The following is a 13,442-nucleotide window of genomic DNA, read 5'->3' on the forward strand; positions in this document are numbered from 1 at the left end:
GAATCAAGCACGATGATCAGGACGACACCGCTAGCCGCGGCCATCATGACTGTTTTCGCGGCGCCGCTCTACGCCCAGACCGCAACACAACCGGCCGCGCCCGCTGTTCAACCGGCGCAAACCACGCAAACCACGAAGGTCGCGCAGGCCGCCGGTTCCGCAGAACCCGCAGCTGCCAGCAACACGCTTCCCGCTGTCAAGGTGACCGGCCAGGCCGACACCAGCAGTGACTTCCAGGCTGAAAAATCGAGTGTCGGCGCCAAGGTGCCGACCGCGCTGCGCGACGTTCCGCAGGCGGTTGTTGTCGTGCCGAAAGCGGTGCTGCAATCGCAGGCCGCGACATCGTTCAGCGACGCGTTGCGCAACGTGCCGGGCGTCACGCTCGGCGCAGCCGAAGGCGGGCAGATCGGCAACAACATCAACCTGCGCGGCTTCACGGCGCGCACGGACATCTACCTCGACGGCTTCCGTGATCGCGGCCAGTACTATCGCGACACCTTCAACCTTGAATCGATCGACGTGCTGTACGGTCCCTCGTCGCTGTACTTCGGGCGCGGCTCGACGGGCGGCGTGATCAACCAGGTCAGCAAGCAGCCGACGCTGAAGCAGCGCGCCGACGTGTCGGTGCAGGCCGGCACGCACGACCGTTATCGCACGACCGTCGACCTGAACCAGCCGATTACCGACACCGCCGCCTTCCGTATCAACGCCTTCGGTCAGGATCTCGGCTCGAGCCGCGACGTCATGAAGAGCAAGGATTACGGCGTCGCGCCGGAGGTGAAGTTCGGCATCGGCACGCCGACCGAAATCACACTGTCCGCGCTGATCCAGCACAACCGCGACCAGCCCGACTACGGCGTACCGTCGCTGAACGGTCATCCGGCGCCGGTGAACCGCGGCACGTTCTACGGCTTCACCGACGACCGTACGATCCAGGACGTGCAGACGCTGTCCGCGCGCATCCAGCATCGCTTCAACGAGAACCTGACGCTGCGCAACCAGACGCAGTTCAGCCACTACAGCACCGAAGCGCGCGCGACCAACGCGGCGTCCGTGCTGACCGGACCGCTCGCGACCTCGACGGCGCTGACGAAGGGCAATTACACGTCGCTGCCGCTCTCGTCGCTCTACGTGAAATTGCAGGGCAAAGATCGCAACATCAACGATCACTCGCTGTACAACACGACCGATCTCGAAGCGAAGTTCAATACCGGCTTTCTCAAGCACGATGTGATCACAGGCGTCGACCTGAGTCACGAGACGTATAGCAACCAGACCTTCACGTCGACCACACCGGGGCTGCCGTCGAACACGCTCGCCATCGTGCCGCTGGTCGATCCGACGTACACCACGCGTCCGGCAAATGTGAAGACGGTGGCGACCAACCTCGCCGAATCGAGCGCGAACGGCATCGGCCTCTACGCCAACGACACGATCTCGATCGGCGAGCACTGGAAGGTCGTAGGCGGCGTGCGCTGGGATCGCTATGAAGCGTCGATCAACAACTCGATCAACGCGCCGGGCTACGCGACGCAGACAAACTTCTTCACCAGCGTGCGCGGCGGCATCATTTATCAGCCGACCGACTGGCAGTCGTACTACGTGTCGTACGGCACGTCGTTCGATCCATCGCTCGAAGCGCTGACGCTCACCAACGGACAGCAGAACCTGCCGCCGGAAAAGAACCGCTCGTATGAAGTCGGCTCGAAGTGGGACCTGCTGGGCGGCGGTCTGTCAGTGACGCAATCGCTCTTTAGCATCGAGAAGACGAATGCGCGCACGCTGGATGCGACCGGCAATTACCAGCTCGACGGCGACATCCGCGTGCGCGGCTATCAGCTCGGTCTCGCCGGTCACATTACGAACAAGTGGCAGGTGTTCGGCGGCTACACATACATGGACGGCACCGTGCTGAAGGCACTCGACGGCACCGCCGGCAAGACGCCCGCCAACACGCCGCGCAACATGATCACGCTGTGGACCACGTACGACTTCACGCCGCAGTGGCAGATCGGCGGCGGCCCGGTGTACACGTCGTCGCGCTATGCGGCGAACAACAACTACGTGTCGGTCGGCGGCTACACGCGCTGGGACGCAATGGCCGCGTATCACGCGAAGAAGTACGACGTGCAGTTCAACGTGCTGAACTTCACGGACAAGAAGTACTACGACGCGCTGATCCCGTCCGATGGCGGGCGTGCAGTGCCGGGTGTCGGCCGTACATTCCTCGCCACGGTAAACTATCGCTTCTTCTGATCGTTGCACTCGATCAGGCAGGCGACGGTTCACGAAACACCGCCCGTTTCTCTTCAGGAGAAGCGGGCGGTCTGACGCAGGAAGTATCAAACCATGATTGTCACGATCCCGGACGTTCTCAGTCCCGAAGACGCCGCCACCATGCGCGCGCGGCTCGAAGCGGCCAGCAGTTCATGGGTCGACGGCCGCGCGACGGCGGGCTATCAGGGCGCGCCGGTCAAGCGCAACCAGCAGATCGCGGAAGGCTCGCCGATCGCGCAGGAAATGGGCGAGATCATCGTCGCATCGCTGGAGCGGCATCCGGTTTTTATCAGCGCAGGCCTGCCGAACAAGCTGTATCCGCCGCTCTTTAACCGCTACGAAGGCGGCATGCATTTCGGCAGCCATGTCGATGGCGCGATCCGTCTCGTTCCGGGTCACGGCGCGCGCGTGCGCACCGATCTGTCGATCACGCTCTTTCTCACGCCGCCCGACGAATACGATGGCGGCGAACTGCTGATCGAAGACACCTTCGGCGTGCAGGAAGTGAAGCTGCCCGCGGGGCACGCGATTCTTTATCCGGGCACGAGTCTGCATCAGGTGCGGCCGGTGACGCGCGGCGCGCGGGTGTCGAGCTTCTTCTGGGCGCAGAGCCTCGTGCGCGACGACACGAAACGCGCGTTGCTGTTCGACATGGACAACGCGATCCAGCGTCTCAACGCGACCAACGGTGACGAAGCGGCGAAGCGCACGCTCGTCGGCGTGTATCACAACCTGCTCCGGCTCTGGAGCGAGACTTAAAAGCGTCTGCCTTGTCGCGGTGACGCGTCAACGCTCCCCGTCAAGAGCGTGCAAACGCCCGCGCCCGCGATGAGCGGGCAGCACAGCAAGGCAGACGTGATGAAGCGCGGCGCGGGATATAACAAAGCCCATTCGTATGCGCATCGCAAGATGGTGTGGGATCAGGCAAACATATCCATCCCCTGCACGAGCCGTTGCGCCAGCCTTGGCTGACGCAACTGGTCGAGCCACCACTGCAGCGCACGGCCTTCGTGATCGCCACGCCACGCGACATACAGCACATTCGGCTCACGCGGATCGGCGGTGACCTTTTCCACCAGCTCGCCGCTTTTCAACAGCGACGCAACCCGATGCCGCGGCAACCAGCCGACACCGAGCGCGTCGCGCTGCGCGAGGATCTTCGCGCGCATGCTCGGCACGGCAAGCGCCGGCTGACCGCCGACGACACCATAAGCACGCCCGCCCGTCATCCGCGACGAATCCGCCACCACGACGGCGCGATGCGCGACGATCCGCTCACGCCTGAGCGGCTCCTCGACCGCTGCGAGCGGATGGCGCGGCGACACCGCGAACACCCACTCCATCGAGCCAAGTTCGAACCAGCGCAGCCCCGGAATCGCCGGCGGCTCATTGGTCGCGCCAACGATCAGATCCGCGCGGCCATCGCGCAGCGCTTCCCACGTGCCGGACAGCACTTCGCCGGTCATACGTAGCGTGACACCTGACTGCAGCTCGTCGAACGCGTGCACGACCGGCATCAGGAACTCGAATTCAAGGATTTCGTCGGTGACGATCCACAGACGATCTTCCCAGCCGCTCGCGATCTGCCGCACGCGCTGGGTCATCCGCGACACGTCCTGCATCAGCCGGGCCGCCTCCTCCGCCAGCAGATGACCTGCCGGCGTCAGTTGCAGCCGGTAACGGCGACGGTCGAACAGCAGCGCGTCGAAGCGCGTTTCCAGTTGCCGCGCCGCGTGCGACACCGTCGACGGCGCCTTGCCCAGCCGCGCCGCCGCGCGCGACAGGCTGCCGCTTTCCCGGATCGCCTCCAGCAGAGACAGTTCGTCTTCTGACAACATGTTCAACTCCATCGAACGAGTTCGTCGGAAAAATCGTACGGCAAAACCGGTCCGCCAGTCCACCATGGCATCACGTCACCAGAAGATCGTTCGACCCGATCGCTGGACTTCCACCGGAGAAACCCGTCATGAGCCTGTTGAATAAAGTCGCGAAGCACGTCGGCGCTGCCCTTCTGATCGCTGGCGCAATGCTGCCGGCGTCGCACGCCGCCACGAATCCCGTCGTCCAGGATCGTTCGATCAATGCGAACGGTATCGAGCTGCACTACCTCGTCGCAGGACAAGGCGACGAAACGCCGGTCGTGCTGCTGCACGGCTATGCCGAGTCGAGCCATATGTGGTTGCCGCTGATCAAACAGCTCGACGACCGCCGCGTCGTGCTCGCGCCGGACCTGCCGGGCGCCGGCCAGTCGGCGATTCCGGAAAGCGGTTACGACAAGAAGACGATGGCGCAGGACATCCACGCAATGGTCCAGCAGCTCGGTTATCACAAGGTAAAGATCGTCGGCCACGACATCGGCCTGATGGTCGCGTACGCTTATGCGGCTCAGTATCCGGACGAAGTCGAAAGCATCACGCTGATGGATGCGTTTCTGCCGGGCGTCGGCGACTGGCAGAAGGTCTGGCTGCTGCGCGACAAGTGGCATTTCAACTTCTACGGCCCGACGCCGCTCGCGCTGGTGAAAGGTCGTGAACGGACGTACTTCGAGCACTTCTGGAACGACTTCGCGGCCGATCCGTCGCATTCGGTAGCGGAAGCGGATCGTCGTCGCTATGCCGCGAATTACGCGCGGCCGGGCCGGATGGCCGCCGGTTTCGAGTACTTCCACGCTTTCCCGCAGGACGCTGAAGATTTCGCGAACTTCGCACAGACGCCGTTGACGATGCCCATGCTGGTGCTGGCCGGCGAAAAGGCGTCGGGCAACTTCCTGATCAATCAGGCGCGCCTCGTCGACGCCAACGTGCAGGGCGTGATCGTCAAGGGTTCCGGACACTGGCTGATGGAAGAAGCGCCCGAGCAGACGATTGCGGACATCGTCCAGTTCATCAACACGCCGTCGCCGAAGTAAGCGACGACGGCTGGCAGGATCATGCAAGCGGGTTGCCGGCTGGCAACTGAAGGACAACTCAAGGAGCAGCGAAATGGGACTTCTCGTGAACGGTCAGTGGCAGGACCGGTGGTACGACACGAAGTCGACCGGTGGCCGGTTCATGCGCAAGGACGCGGCGTTCCGCAACTGGGTGACCGCCGATGGATCGGCGGGCCCGAGCGGCGTCGGCGGCTTCAGGGCGGAAGCGGGCCGCTACCACCTGTACGTGAGCCTTGCCTGCCCGTGGGCGCACCGCACGCTTATCCTGCGCGCGCTCAAAGGGCTGGAAGACATGATCAGCGTGTCGGTCGTCAACTGGCTGATGCTCGAAAACGGCTGGACGTTCGCCGACGGTCCGGGCGTGGTGCCCGACCCGGTCAACCGTGCCGGTTTGCTGCACCAGGTCTATACGGCCGCTGATTCGCGCTACACCGGTCGCGTCACCGTGCCGATTCTGTGGGACAGGAAACAGGCGACGATCGTCAATAACGAGTCGTCGGAAATCATCCGGATGCTGAATTCGGCGTTCGGAGGCATCGGAGCGAAAGCGGGCGACTTTTATCCCGCCGCACTGCGCGAAGAGATCGACGCGATCAATTCGCGTGTCTACGACACGGTCAACAACGGCGTCTACAAGGCCGGTTTCGCGACGACGCAGCAGGCCTACGAAGAAGCCGTCGTGCCGCTCTTCGACACGCTCGACTGGCTCGAAGGCAAGCTCGCCACGCGCCGCTTCCTGACCGGCGACCATGTTACCGAAGCCGACATCCGTCTCTTCACGACGCTGATCCGCTTCGACGCGGTGTATGTCGGCCACTTCAAGTGCAACCTGCGCCGGATCGCCGATTACCCGAATCTGTCCGCCTTCACGCGCGACATCTACCAGTTGCCGGGCGTCGCGGGGACGGTGAATGTCGAGCACATCAAGCGGCATTACTACGAGAGCCATCCTTCCGTGAATCCGACCGGCATTGTGCCGCTCGGTCCGGTGCAGGATTTCACCGCGCCGCACGATCGTGCACGGCTCTCGGATCACGCGCCGCCGGTCGCCTGATCCCGTGCCGGTCTGATCTGGCCGAAGCGGTTCCGGTCATCCCGGTGCGAGTGAGGCGCGCGCCGTTCCCGACTCAACGACCTTCGACCACGCGGTTCGCCGCATGGTCGTGGCCAGCCTCGTCCTTTCGTCTTTCATTCATCAAGGAAACATCATGCTGAAGTTTTACTTCCACCCGTCGCCGAATCCGATGAAAGCCGCGCTGCTGCTCGAAGAGCTGCAGACGCCGTTCGAACTCATCGCCGTCGATACCTTCAAGGGCGAGCAGCACAAGCCCGAATTCCTGAAGATCAACCCGAACGCGAAAGTGCCCGCGATCGACGACGACGGCGTCGTCGTGTTCGACTCGCACGCGATCCTGCTGTACCTCGGCGCGAAACACGGCCGTTTCGTGCCTTCGACGGCGAAGGAACACGCGCAGATGCTGTCGTGGCTGCAGTTCGTCGCGACCGGCCTGTCGCCGTTCTCGGGTCAGGCTGTCCACTTCCTGCATCACGCGCCGGAAGCGCTGCCCTACGCACGTAACCGTTATCTGAAGGAAGTCGAGCGTCACTACCGCGTGCTCGACGATCGCCTCGCACAGTCGAAGTACCTCGCCGGCGACGAATACTCGATCGCCGACATGGCGCTGTGGGGCTGGGCGAACTTCGCCGGCTACATCCTTGGCGAAAAAGGCCTGACGGATTATCCGAACGTGAAGCGCGTGGTCGACGAAATCTCGGCGCGTCCGGCGGCTGCCCGCGCGCAGGCGTTGAAGGAAAAGCTGACACTGAAGGCAGAGTTCGACGAAGAAACACGTCGCGCGCTGTTCCCGCAGAACGAAGAAGCCGCAGCGTAAGCGGAACAGTTGACGTCAACAAATAAAGGCCGGCAATACGCCGGCCTTCAGCCCCTTCAACCAATAGCGCCGGACGAAGCGTCGTATTCGTCCCAGGGAGCCTGTGATGTCAACGAATCAACCCCGTCCCGCGCCGGTCGGCGGTTTGCGGCTCCATAACTTCGCGCTGGCCGTGCGCGACCTGAACGCGATGATCGCGTGGTACGAAACGGTGCTGGGCTTCGTGGTCAGCGAGCGGGGCCGGTTCGACGCCGTCAACGCCGCGTATGCGATGGTGGAAGCCGGCGGCATGCGTATCGAACTGGTGTCCCGCGCGGGGGAAATGCGTCGTCCGGTCGACCGCACCGCGCCGCCCGATCATCTGAACGTGCCCGGCTGGAAAGCGCTGGTTCTGGAAACGGAAGATCTGACCGCGACGACCGCCGCGCTCGTACAGCACAACGTCGAAATCGTGTGGGCCGACCAGCAGCTTTCCGAACACCTTCGCTCGACGATGATCCGCGACCCGGAAGGCAACATGATCAACATCTTCGGCCCGGCGCAATAACGGCCAGAGGGCCGACGCCTTTAAAGCTGCCAGTCGATCAGCGGCAGCACACAATCAGATGCCGGTTTTATGCGCCGTCCAGATCAGCCGCAGACCAAGCGCGGCGATCGCGCCCGCCGCAATCCGGTCGACCCATGCCTTCGCGCCGATATAAAGCTCGCGCGGACGACGGCTCGAAAAACCCAGCGCGACGACCGTGTACCAGCCGGCTTCGATCGCGAACACAGCGGGCGGCAACAGGAAATAACACCACAGCGGCGGATGATGCGGGAGCAGGGCGGCGAAGATACTGCCGTAGTAGATCGCCGTCTTCGGGTTGCTCAGCTGGGTGCTGAGGCCGATCCAGAACGACTTCCGTGCATTCTGACGCCCGGTGCCGGCTGTCGGGTCGACGGTGAACGGGGAGGATGCACCGCGCCAGATTTTCGACGCGATCCAGATCAGATACAGGCCGCCCGCTACCTTCAGGCCCAGGTAAAGCCAGCCGACGGCGGCCAGCACGGTGTACAGCCCGACCAGCGCGATACCGCTGAAGAATACGCCGCCAACGCCCATGCCCAGCGCCGTGGCGAGGCCGTCGCGCCGCGACAGACCGATCGCACTGCGCGCGACAATCAAAAAGCTGGGGCCGGGGCTCATCGCGCCGATCAGCAGTGCGGCAAGGATGGCGGCAATCGCGGCGGATGGATTCATGGTCGAGCCTCCCTCAAAGAAGATGACGGCCATTGTAGGACGTGGCGCCGCCCCGTGTGCGCGGAACGGCAGATCGCCGCGGGCCGACGTCCGGCATCGAAAGTAGCCGCGAGAGGGCGCTTTTCAGGCGCTCGCGCTCCACGAGACGCCACAATGCGCACCCGCCCGGCCGGTCAACTGCGTGCAAACCCGGTTCCGCAAACCCTGCGCATGGACTTTGGTTCTAGTAGACTGACCGGCGATGTTCATCCAACTCATAGTGAAACACCAAGATCCAGTTCAGTCGCGAGGAGGCGTCGCCCATGCATGCAGTTCCCACGCTGGATAGCAGCACCCTTGACGAGGGCGCTTCCGGCGCACCCGCAGGGGCGCCCATGCGCGATCTGCGCCGTGTGCCCATTAACCCGGATAACTGGTATCCGCTCGCCTGGTCGCGGGAAGTCAAGCGCGGTAAGGCGCACGGCGTACGTTTCTCCGGCGAGCCGATCGTGCTGGTGCGCACAGAATCAGGCTCCGTGTTCGCGCTTGAAGACCGCTGCGCGCATCGCCAGGTACCGCTGCATCAGGGCGTCGTCGATGGCGAATCGATCCGCTGCTGCTATCACGGCTGGACCTACGACTGCTCCGGCCGCTGCATCGATGTCCCGTATCTGGGCCGTGAGCGGCTCCCGAACGGCGTGCGTGCGTATCCGTGCCGCGAGGTCGAAGGTCTGATCTTTGTGTTCCCCGGCGATCCCGCTCTTGCGGAAGACAAGCCCTTACCGCCTCTCGCCTCGGTCGCGGACAAGGCGTACAAGACGCGTCGTTTTGGCCGCGAGGTCAAGTGTCACTACTCGTTCATGCACGAGAACCTGATGGACATGAACCATCAGTTCCTGCACCGCAGGCAGATGGGCCAGATGCGCGCCCGCTCGCTCGGGCGCCGTCGCGGCGAAGGCTGGGTCGAAGTCGATTACACGTTTGCGCGGATGGAAGGCAAGCAGCCGGTCGGCGAGGCGCTTGTGTTTGGTCAGAACCGCAACGGCGGCGGCCAGAACGACAAGGACGTGATGACGATCCGTACGGAATATCCGTATCAGACGCTACAGATCCGCACCTCCGACCAGACACTCGTGATGAATCTCTGGATCATCTACGTGCCGGTCGACGCTGAACAGCGGACGAATCGCACCTTCGGACTGCTGTCGATCAAGAAACCGGGTATTCCGGGCGCGCTCGATCTGGCGTGGCCGCTGCTGGTGTGGTTCACCGAGCGCATCTTTAAGGAAGACCGTGAGATCGTCGAAGCCGAACAGGCCGCGCACGATAAACAGGGCGCCGACTGGAATCATGAAGTGTTTCCGGTCATCAACGATCTGCGCGATCTGCTGCGCGAATGCGGCGCGTCTGAACTGACGCCGCGCGGCGAAAGCCTCCAGAAGAAAGCTGATTTGTGGCAGCCGCTAACGCGGATGTCGAGCTGAGTGAAACACGACGGCGGTCTCATACATGGCAGACCGCCGCGATTGACCTGATTCCACGGACAAAACCGGCCGGGCAACCCGTGCGCGTCGTCCCGCCTCAGTCGTGAGTCGCAAACCGGAGGGTCCGCGATGCCCACGCCGACCTGGCTCTCGAACGTCAAGGCGCAGCTCGCGAGGAAGAAGCGCGGCTACTGGATTCGCGTGGCTGTCATCGGCGCGTTGGGCATCGCGCTCAACGCGTACTGGACGAAGAACAGTCCCGACGATCTGCTCAGGCTCCGGATGTGGGCGTACCAGGTCGTCAGCCGGTGGACTGCCCGGGCGCCGCTTCCCGCCGATTCCGCCGTCGTCCTCATTTCCGATGAGGATTTCTGGAAGAATCCCCGGCTCGCCCGCCGCTCGCCGATTAAACGCGACTACCTCGGCGACCTCATTACCCGGCTGTGCCGCGCGCACGCCAACGTGGTGGCGATCGACTTCGACATGCGTTCGCCCGTGGTGGACGGCAGCGTGGGCGATCACAGCGACTACCGCAGCGAAACCGCCACCTTCGTCGACGACGTCAATAAGGCCGCAACATCCGGCTGCCACATCGTGCTTCCCACGACGCTGAACTGCAGCAGCAAACCGTGCGTCCTCGAATCGGGCGTGCTCGACGGGCAACCGTTCGTGACGAAGAACATCACGCGCGGCTATCTCAATCTGCCCGACGATACGCGCCAGGTGCCGATCCGCGCCCACTTACGCGACGGCGGATCGGCCGAGTCGTTCACGATGGCCATCGTGCGGGCGCGCAACGCGCAGCGCGCCGACGCCTTGCGCGATTCGGACAGTTTTCCATACGGCACATTCATGACGGACGCCGAGTTCAGAAGCGCCGATAGCGTCCTGATGTCAGACGCGATCTCACGAATGAGCGACGACGACCTGGAGAACCACATCCACGGCCAGACGATCCTGATTGGCGCGGGCTGGCATGCGTATGCGTTTGGCCGCGGCGATATGGTGGACCTGCACCGGTCGCCGCTCGGCATGACGCCGGGCGTGCTGCTGCACCTCAACTACGTCGCAGCCCTGCTCGACAGCCGCTTCGCGCACCGCGTGCCCGAGTGGGTCAATCTCGCTGCTGACGTGCTGCTCGTCGTGCTGGTCGGGTTCGCGTTCGCGCTCGAAAAGCCCCGGGTCCGCTGGACAATTTTCGGCGTGGCCACGTTGGTCCTGATCGCGCTTCAGTATGTGGCCGCGCAGAATGCGGGCGTATTCTTCGAATGTACGGTGGTCGTCGTGCTGCTGTTCCTCCACTGGCTCTACGACGAACACTCGACGATGCGCGAACGGCTCGCGGAACTCGAGACCGAAGAAGCGCACCGACAGGCTGCTGTCGTCAAAACACCGCCTGCGGTCGTCGAAACACCGAAGGAGGCGAAATGAAAGCGCACTGGACCTTCGCAGCACTGGCGGCCAGCCTGTTGCAGGTGGCAATGGCGACCTTGTTTGTGGCTGGCGACGCACACGCCGGCACCGTGACCGCGCGTCCACCGCCGCCCAGCGAGGACGATGAAAACGGCGACAAGCCGGGCGGCCAGGCGTCGAACGGATATGGATCGACGCACAACCAGGTAGCGACGGCGGAGTACACCAACCCGGTCCTCGCGGCTTCCGACACCAAGGTAGACGCGGCCAGACAAAAGAACGCAAAGAAGGCCGGGAAGGCCGTCGCGCCCAAGGACAAGGAAAAGACCATGCAGTAAGCGCGGAAAGCCGGGCGCGCCGGCTACCCGCCCCGGATTCAATGCGTTTTACGCGATCGCGCGGTGTGACAGCGCCGCAGCAACCCGCGTCACATCCCAGCCTTGCCCGCCAGCGCCTCGCGCAGGAACGACGTAAACGCACGAATCGTCCCCGAACCCTGCCGATGCTGCGGATACACCGCGAACAAGCCGAACGGCGACGGCTCGAAGTCGTCCAGCACGGTGACGAGCGTCCCGGCGCGCAACGCATCCGCGACGATGAACTCCGGCAGCCACGCGATGCCGAGACCGGCGACGGCCGCATCGCGCACGAGTTCGCCGTTGTTCACGTGCAGCCGCCCGGCCACTTCAAACGATTTACGCGCGCCGCCGGTCACGAATTCCCACATCACCGGCCGCTGGTGCCCGTACAGCAGGCACTCGTGCTTTTCCAGCTGTGACGGACTCGACGGCTCGCCGCGCCGCCGGCGATAACCCGGGCTGCAACACGCCACCACGCGCAGATCGGCGATCTTCTGCGCGATCAGCGTCGAATCGGCCAGCATGCCGATGCGGATCGCCATATCGAAGCCTTCGCCAATCACATCCACCGAGCGGTCGCTCAGCACGACCTCGAAACGCACCGCGTCGTTGCGCTTCAGAAACTGCGTGACGAGCGGCGACAGATGCGTCATGCCGAACGACATCGGCGCACTGACGCGCAACAGGCCACGCGGCTCGGCCTGTTGCGACGACATCGCCTGAGCGGCTTCTTCGACTTCGGTCAGGATGCGGCGCGCACGCTCGTAGAGTTCACGACCCAGATCCGTGATCGCCAGCTTGCGCGTATTGCGCACCAGCAGCCGCACGCCCAGTTCCGCTTCGAGCGCCATCACGCGCCGGCTGACGAACTGCTTCGACAGCGACAGCTTGCGGGCCGCCGCCGTGAAATTCTGGGCGTCGACGGTGGCCACGAAGATCTTCAGATCATCCAGTTGCATTGGTGAGTGCCTGAGGTTGATCGTCCACTCAAACAGGACGAACTGTCACTTTTCGATGTGATTATAGCCCCGTAGATTGACCTAGAATAGCTTCACATCGCGACAACGACGGTTCCTTGAAACACCCAGATCAACCGCCGGAGCGACTCACTTACCGGGAGAAGCAACATGCTGGACATTCGCAAGGCAGATCAACGCGGTCGTGGCGAACACGGCTGGCTCAGTTCACGCCACAGTTTTTCGTTCGCACAGTATTTCGACCCGCAACAGGTGGGCTTTTCTGACCTGCTCGTCATCAACGACGACCGCGTCGCGCCCGCTCGCGGTTTCGGCAAGCATCCGCACCGCGACATGGAAATCTTTTCGTACGTGCTGGAAGGCGCGCTCGAACACGCGGACACGATGGGCACCGGCTCGGTCATCCGTCCCGGCGACGTGCAATTGATGAGCGCAGGCACGGGTGTCGCGCACAGCGAGTACAACCACTCGAAGAGCGAGCCAGTGCATTTCATGCAGATCTGGATTGCACCGTCGACGAAGGACGCCGAGCCGCGTTATCAGCAGAAGCATTTTTCGACGGACGACAAGCGCGGCACCTTGCGTCTCATCATTTCGCCGGACGGCGCGAACGATTCACTCGAAGTGCGTCAGGACGCGCGGGTGTACGCAGGCCTCTTCGACGGCGAAGAAACGGCGCGCCTCGAACTGCCGGCTGACCGTTTTGCGTACGTGCATGTGGCGCGTGGCAGTGTGACGGTGAACGGCACGCGTCTGACCGAAGGCGACGGCGCGCGGGTGCGTCACGAAACTGCCCTGACGTTTGCGGACGGCGACAATGCCGAAGTACTGGTGTTCGACCTGCGGCCGATTGAAGTATCGTCGCTGTGGTCCTGATCGATTTTTAAAAGGA

General features: G+C 63.4%; 13 protein-coding genes. 10 read left to right on the forward strand and 3 right to left on the reverse strand.

Annotated elements, in window-relative coordinates:
* Positions 1-12: 12 nt before the first annotated feature.
* Both P3T21_RS12470 and P3T21_RS12475 read left to right on the forward strand, forming a co-directional pair.
* On the forward strand, positions 13-2,256 hold the full coding sequence (locus P3T21_RS12470; RefSeq protein WP_429256230.1) for a TonB-dependent receptor: 2,244 nt from the start codon (positions 13-15) through the stop codon (positions 2,254-2,256).
* A 93-nt stretch (positions 2,257-2,349) separates the two neighbouring features.
* Complete coding sequence (locus P3T21_RS12475) at positions 2,350-3,036, forward strand: Fe2+-dependent dioxygenase (RefSeq protein WP_429256231.1); 687 nt, start codon at positions 2,350-2,352, stop codon at positions 3,034-3,036.
* A 161-nt stretch (positions 3,037-3,197) separates the two neighbouring features.
* Here the strand turns inward: P3T21_RS12475 and P3T21_RS12480 are convergent, their stop codons facing one another.
* Positions 3,198-4,115 carry a LysR family transcriptional regulator gene (locus P3T21_RS12480; RefSeq protein ID WP_429256232.1) on the reverse strand — a complete coding sequence of 306 codons (918 nt, stop codon included), beginning with the start codon at positions 4,113-4,115 and terminating at the stop codon, positions 3,198-3,200.
* Positions 4,116-4,243: 128 nt separating this feature from the next.
* On the opposite strand from P3T21_RS12480, the gene P3T21_RS12485 reads away from it, so the two are divergent.
* The 4 genes from P3T21_RS12485 (at position 4,244) to P3T21_RS12500 (ending at position 7,645) form a co-directional block, all read left to right on the forward strand.
* Positions 4,244-5,185 (forward strand): alpha/beta fold hydrolase, encoded by a 942-nt coding sequence (locus tag P3T21_RS12485; protein WP_429256233.1) that lies wholly within the window; start codon positions 4,244-4,246, stop codon positions 5,183-5,185.
* 73 nt (positions 5,186-5,258) lie between these two features.
* On the forward strand, positions 5,259-6,260 hold the full coding sequence (locus P3T21_RS12490) for a glutathione S-transferase family protein (RefSeq protein WP_429256234.1): 1,002 nt from the start codon (positions 5,259-5,261) through the stop codon (positions 6,258-6,260).
* 154 nt (positions 6,261-6,414) lie between these two features.
* Positions 6,415-7,098 carry a glutathione S-transferase family protein gene (locus P3T21_RS12495; protein ID WP_429256235.1) on the forward strand — a complete coding sequence of 228 codons (684 nt, stop codon included), beginning with the start codon at positions 6,415-6,417 and terminating at the stop codon, positions 7,096-7,098.
* Between the two features lie 106 nt (positions 7,099-7,204).
* A complete protein-coding gene (locus P3T21_RS12500; RefSeq protein ID WP_429256236.1) occupies positions 7,205-7,645 on the forward strand; it encodes a VOC family protein in 441 nt (146 codons plus the stop codon).
* A gap of 54 nt (positions 7,646-7,699) precedes the next feature.
* On the opposite strand, the gene P3T21_RS12505 is transcribed toward P3T21_RS12500, so the two are convergent.
* Complete coding sequence (locus P3T21_RS12505; RefSeq protein ID WP_429256237.1) at positions 7,700-8,338, reverse strand: LysE family translocator; 639 nt, start codon at positions 8,336-8,338, stop codon at positions 7,700-7,702.
* 302 nt (positions 8,339-8,640) lie between these two features.
* Between P3T21_RS12505 and P3T21_RS12510 the strand changes: the two genes are divergently transcribed.
* From P3T21_RS12510 to P3T21_RS12520, 3 genes are all read left to right on the forward strand, one after another.
* On the forward strand, positions 8,641-9,801 hold the full coding sequence (locus tag P3T21_RS12510) for a Rieske 2Fe-2S domain-containing protein (RefSeq protein ID WP_429256238.1): 1,161 nt from the start codon (positions 8,641-8,643) through the stop codon (positions 9,799-9,801).
* A 129-nt stretch (positions 9,802-9,930) separates the two neighbouring features.
* The gene (locus P3T21_RS12515) at positions 9,931-11,232 is read left to right on the forward strand and encodes a CHASE2 domain-containing protein (RefSeq protein ID WP_429256239.1); all 1,302 of its coding nucleotides are present in this window, start codon (positions 9,931-9,933) and stop codon (positions 11,230-11,232) included.
* Complete coding sequence (locus P3T21_RS12520) at positions 11,229-11,552, forward strand: hypothetical protein (RefSeq protein WP_429256240.1); 324 nt, start codon at positions 11,229-11,231, stop codon at positions 11,550-11,552. The genes P3T21_RS12515 and P3T21_RS12520 overlap by 4 nt, the downstream gene beginning before the upstream one ends.
* An 89-nt stretch (positions 11,553-11,641) precedes the next feature.
* Here P3T21_RS12520 and P3T21_RS12525 read toward each other — a convergent pair whose 3' ends face one another.
* Positions 11,642-12,532, reverse strand: coding sequence for a LysR family transcriptional regulator (locus P3T21_RS12525; RefSeq protein ID WP_429256241.1), 891 nt, complete (start codon positions 12,530-12,532; stop codon positions 11,642-11,644).
* A gap of 168 nt (positions 12,533-12,700) precedes the next feature.
* Between P3T21_RS12525 and P3T21_RS12530 the strand changes: the two genes are divergently transcribed.
* Positions 12,701-13,426 (forward strand): pirin family protein, encoded by a 726-nt coding sequence (locus tag P3T21_RS12530; RefSeq protein WP_429256242.1) that lies wholly within the window; start codon positions 12,701-12,703, stop codon positions 13,424-13,426.
* The last annotated feature ends 16 nt before the right edge of the window (positions 13,427-13,442 follow it).

It is taken from the genome of Paraburkholderia sp. GAS334 (assembly GCF_050436625.1).
Lineage (GTDB): Bacteria > Pseudomonadota > Gammaproteobacteria > Burkholderiales > Burkholderiaceae > Paraburkholderia.

What these genes read in the sequence shown, in the direction of transcription:
- P3T21_RS12470 (WP_429256230.1), top strand. Translation starts at nt 13, where the DNA reads ATGATCAGGACGACACCGCTAGCCGCGGCCATCATGACTGTTTTCGCG.
- P3T21_RS12475 (WP_429256231.1), top strand. Translation starts at nt 2,350, where the DNA reads ATGATTGTCACGATCCCGGACGTTCTCAGTCCCGAAGACGCCGCCACC.
- P3T21_RS12480 (WP_429256232.1), bottom strand. Translation starts at nt 4,115, where the DNA reads ATGTTGTCAGAAGACGAACTGTCTCTGCTGGAGGCGATCCGGGAAAGC.
- P3T21_RS12485 (WP_429256233.1), top strand. Translation starts at nt 4,244, where the DNA reads ATGAGCCTGTTGAATAAAGTCGCGAAGCACGTCGGCGCTGCCCTTCTG.
- P3T21_RS12490 (WP_429256234.1), top strand. Translation starts at nt 5,259, where the DNA reads ATGGGACTTCTCGTGAACGGTCAGTGGCAGGACCGGTGGTACGACACG.
- P3T21_RS12495 (WP_429256235.1), top strand. Translation starts at nt 6,415, where the DNA reads ATGCTGAAGTTTTACTTCCACCCGTCGCCGAATCCGATGAAAGCCGCG.
- P3T21_RS12500 (WP_429256236.1), top strand. Translation starts at nt 7,205, where the DNA reads ATGTCAACGAATCAACCCCGTCCCGCGCCGGTCGGCGGTTTGCGGCTC.
- P3T21_RS12505 (WP_429256237.1), bottom strand. Translation starts at nt 8,338, where the DNA reads ATGAATCCATCCGCCGCGATTGCCGCCATCCTTGCCGCACTGCTGATC.
- P3T21_RS12510 (WP_429256238.1), top strand. Translation starts at nt 8,641, where the DNA reads ATGCATGCAGTTCCCACGCTGGATAGCAGCACCCTTGACGAGGGCGCT.
- P3T21_RS12515 (WP_429256239.1), top strand. Translation starts at nt 9,931, where the DNA reads ATGCCCACGCCGACCTGGCTCTCGAACGTCAAGGCGCAGCTCGCGAGG.
- P3T21_RS12520 (WP_429256240.1), top strand. Translation starts at nt 11,229, where the DNA reads ATGAAAGCGCACTGGACCTTCGCAGCACTGGCGGCCAGCCTGTTGCAG.
- P3T21_RS12525 (WP_429256241.1), bottom strand. Translation starts at nt 12,532, where the DNA reads ATGCAACTGGATGATCTGAAGATCTTCGTGGCCACCGTCGACGCCCAG.
- P3T21_RS12530 (WP_429256242.1), top strand. Translation starts at nt 12,701, where the DNA reads ATGCTGGACATTCGCAAGGCAGATCAACGCGGTCGTGGCGAACACGGC.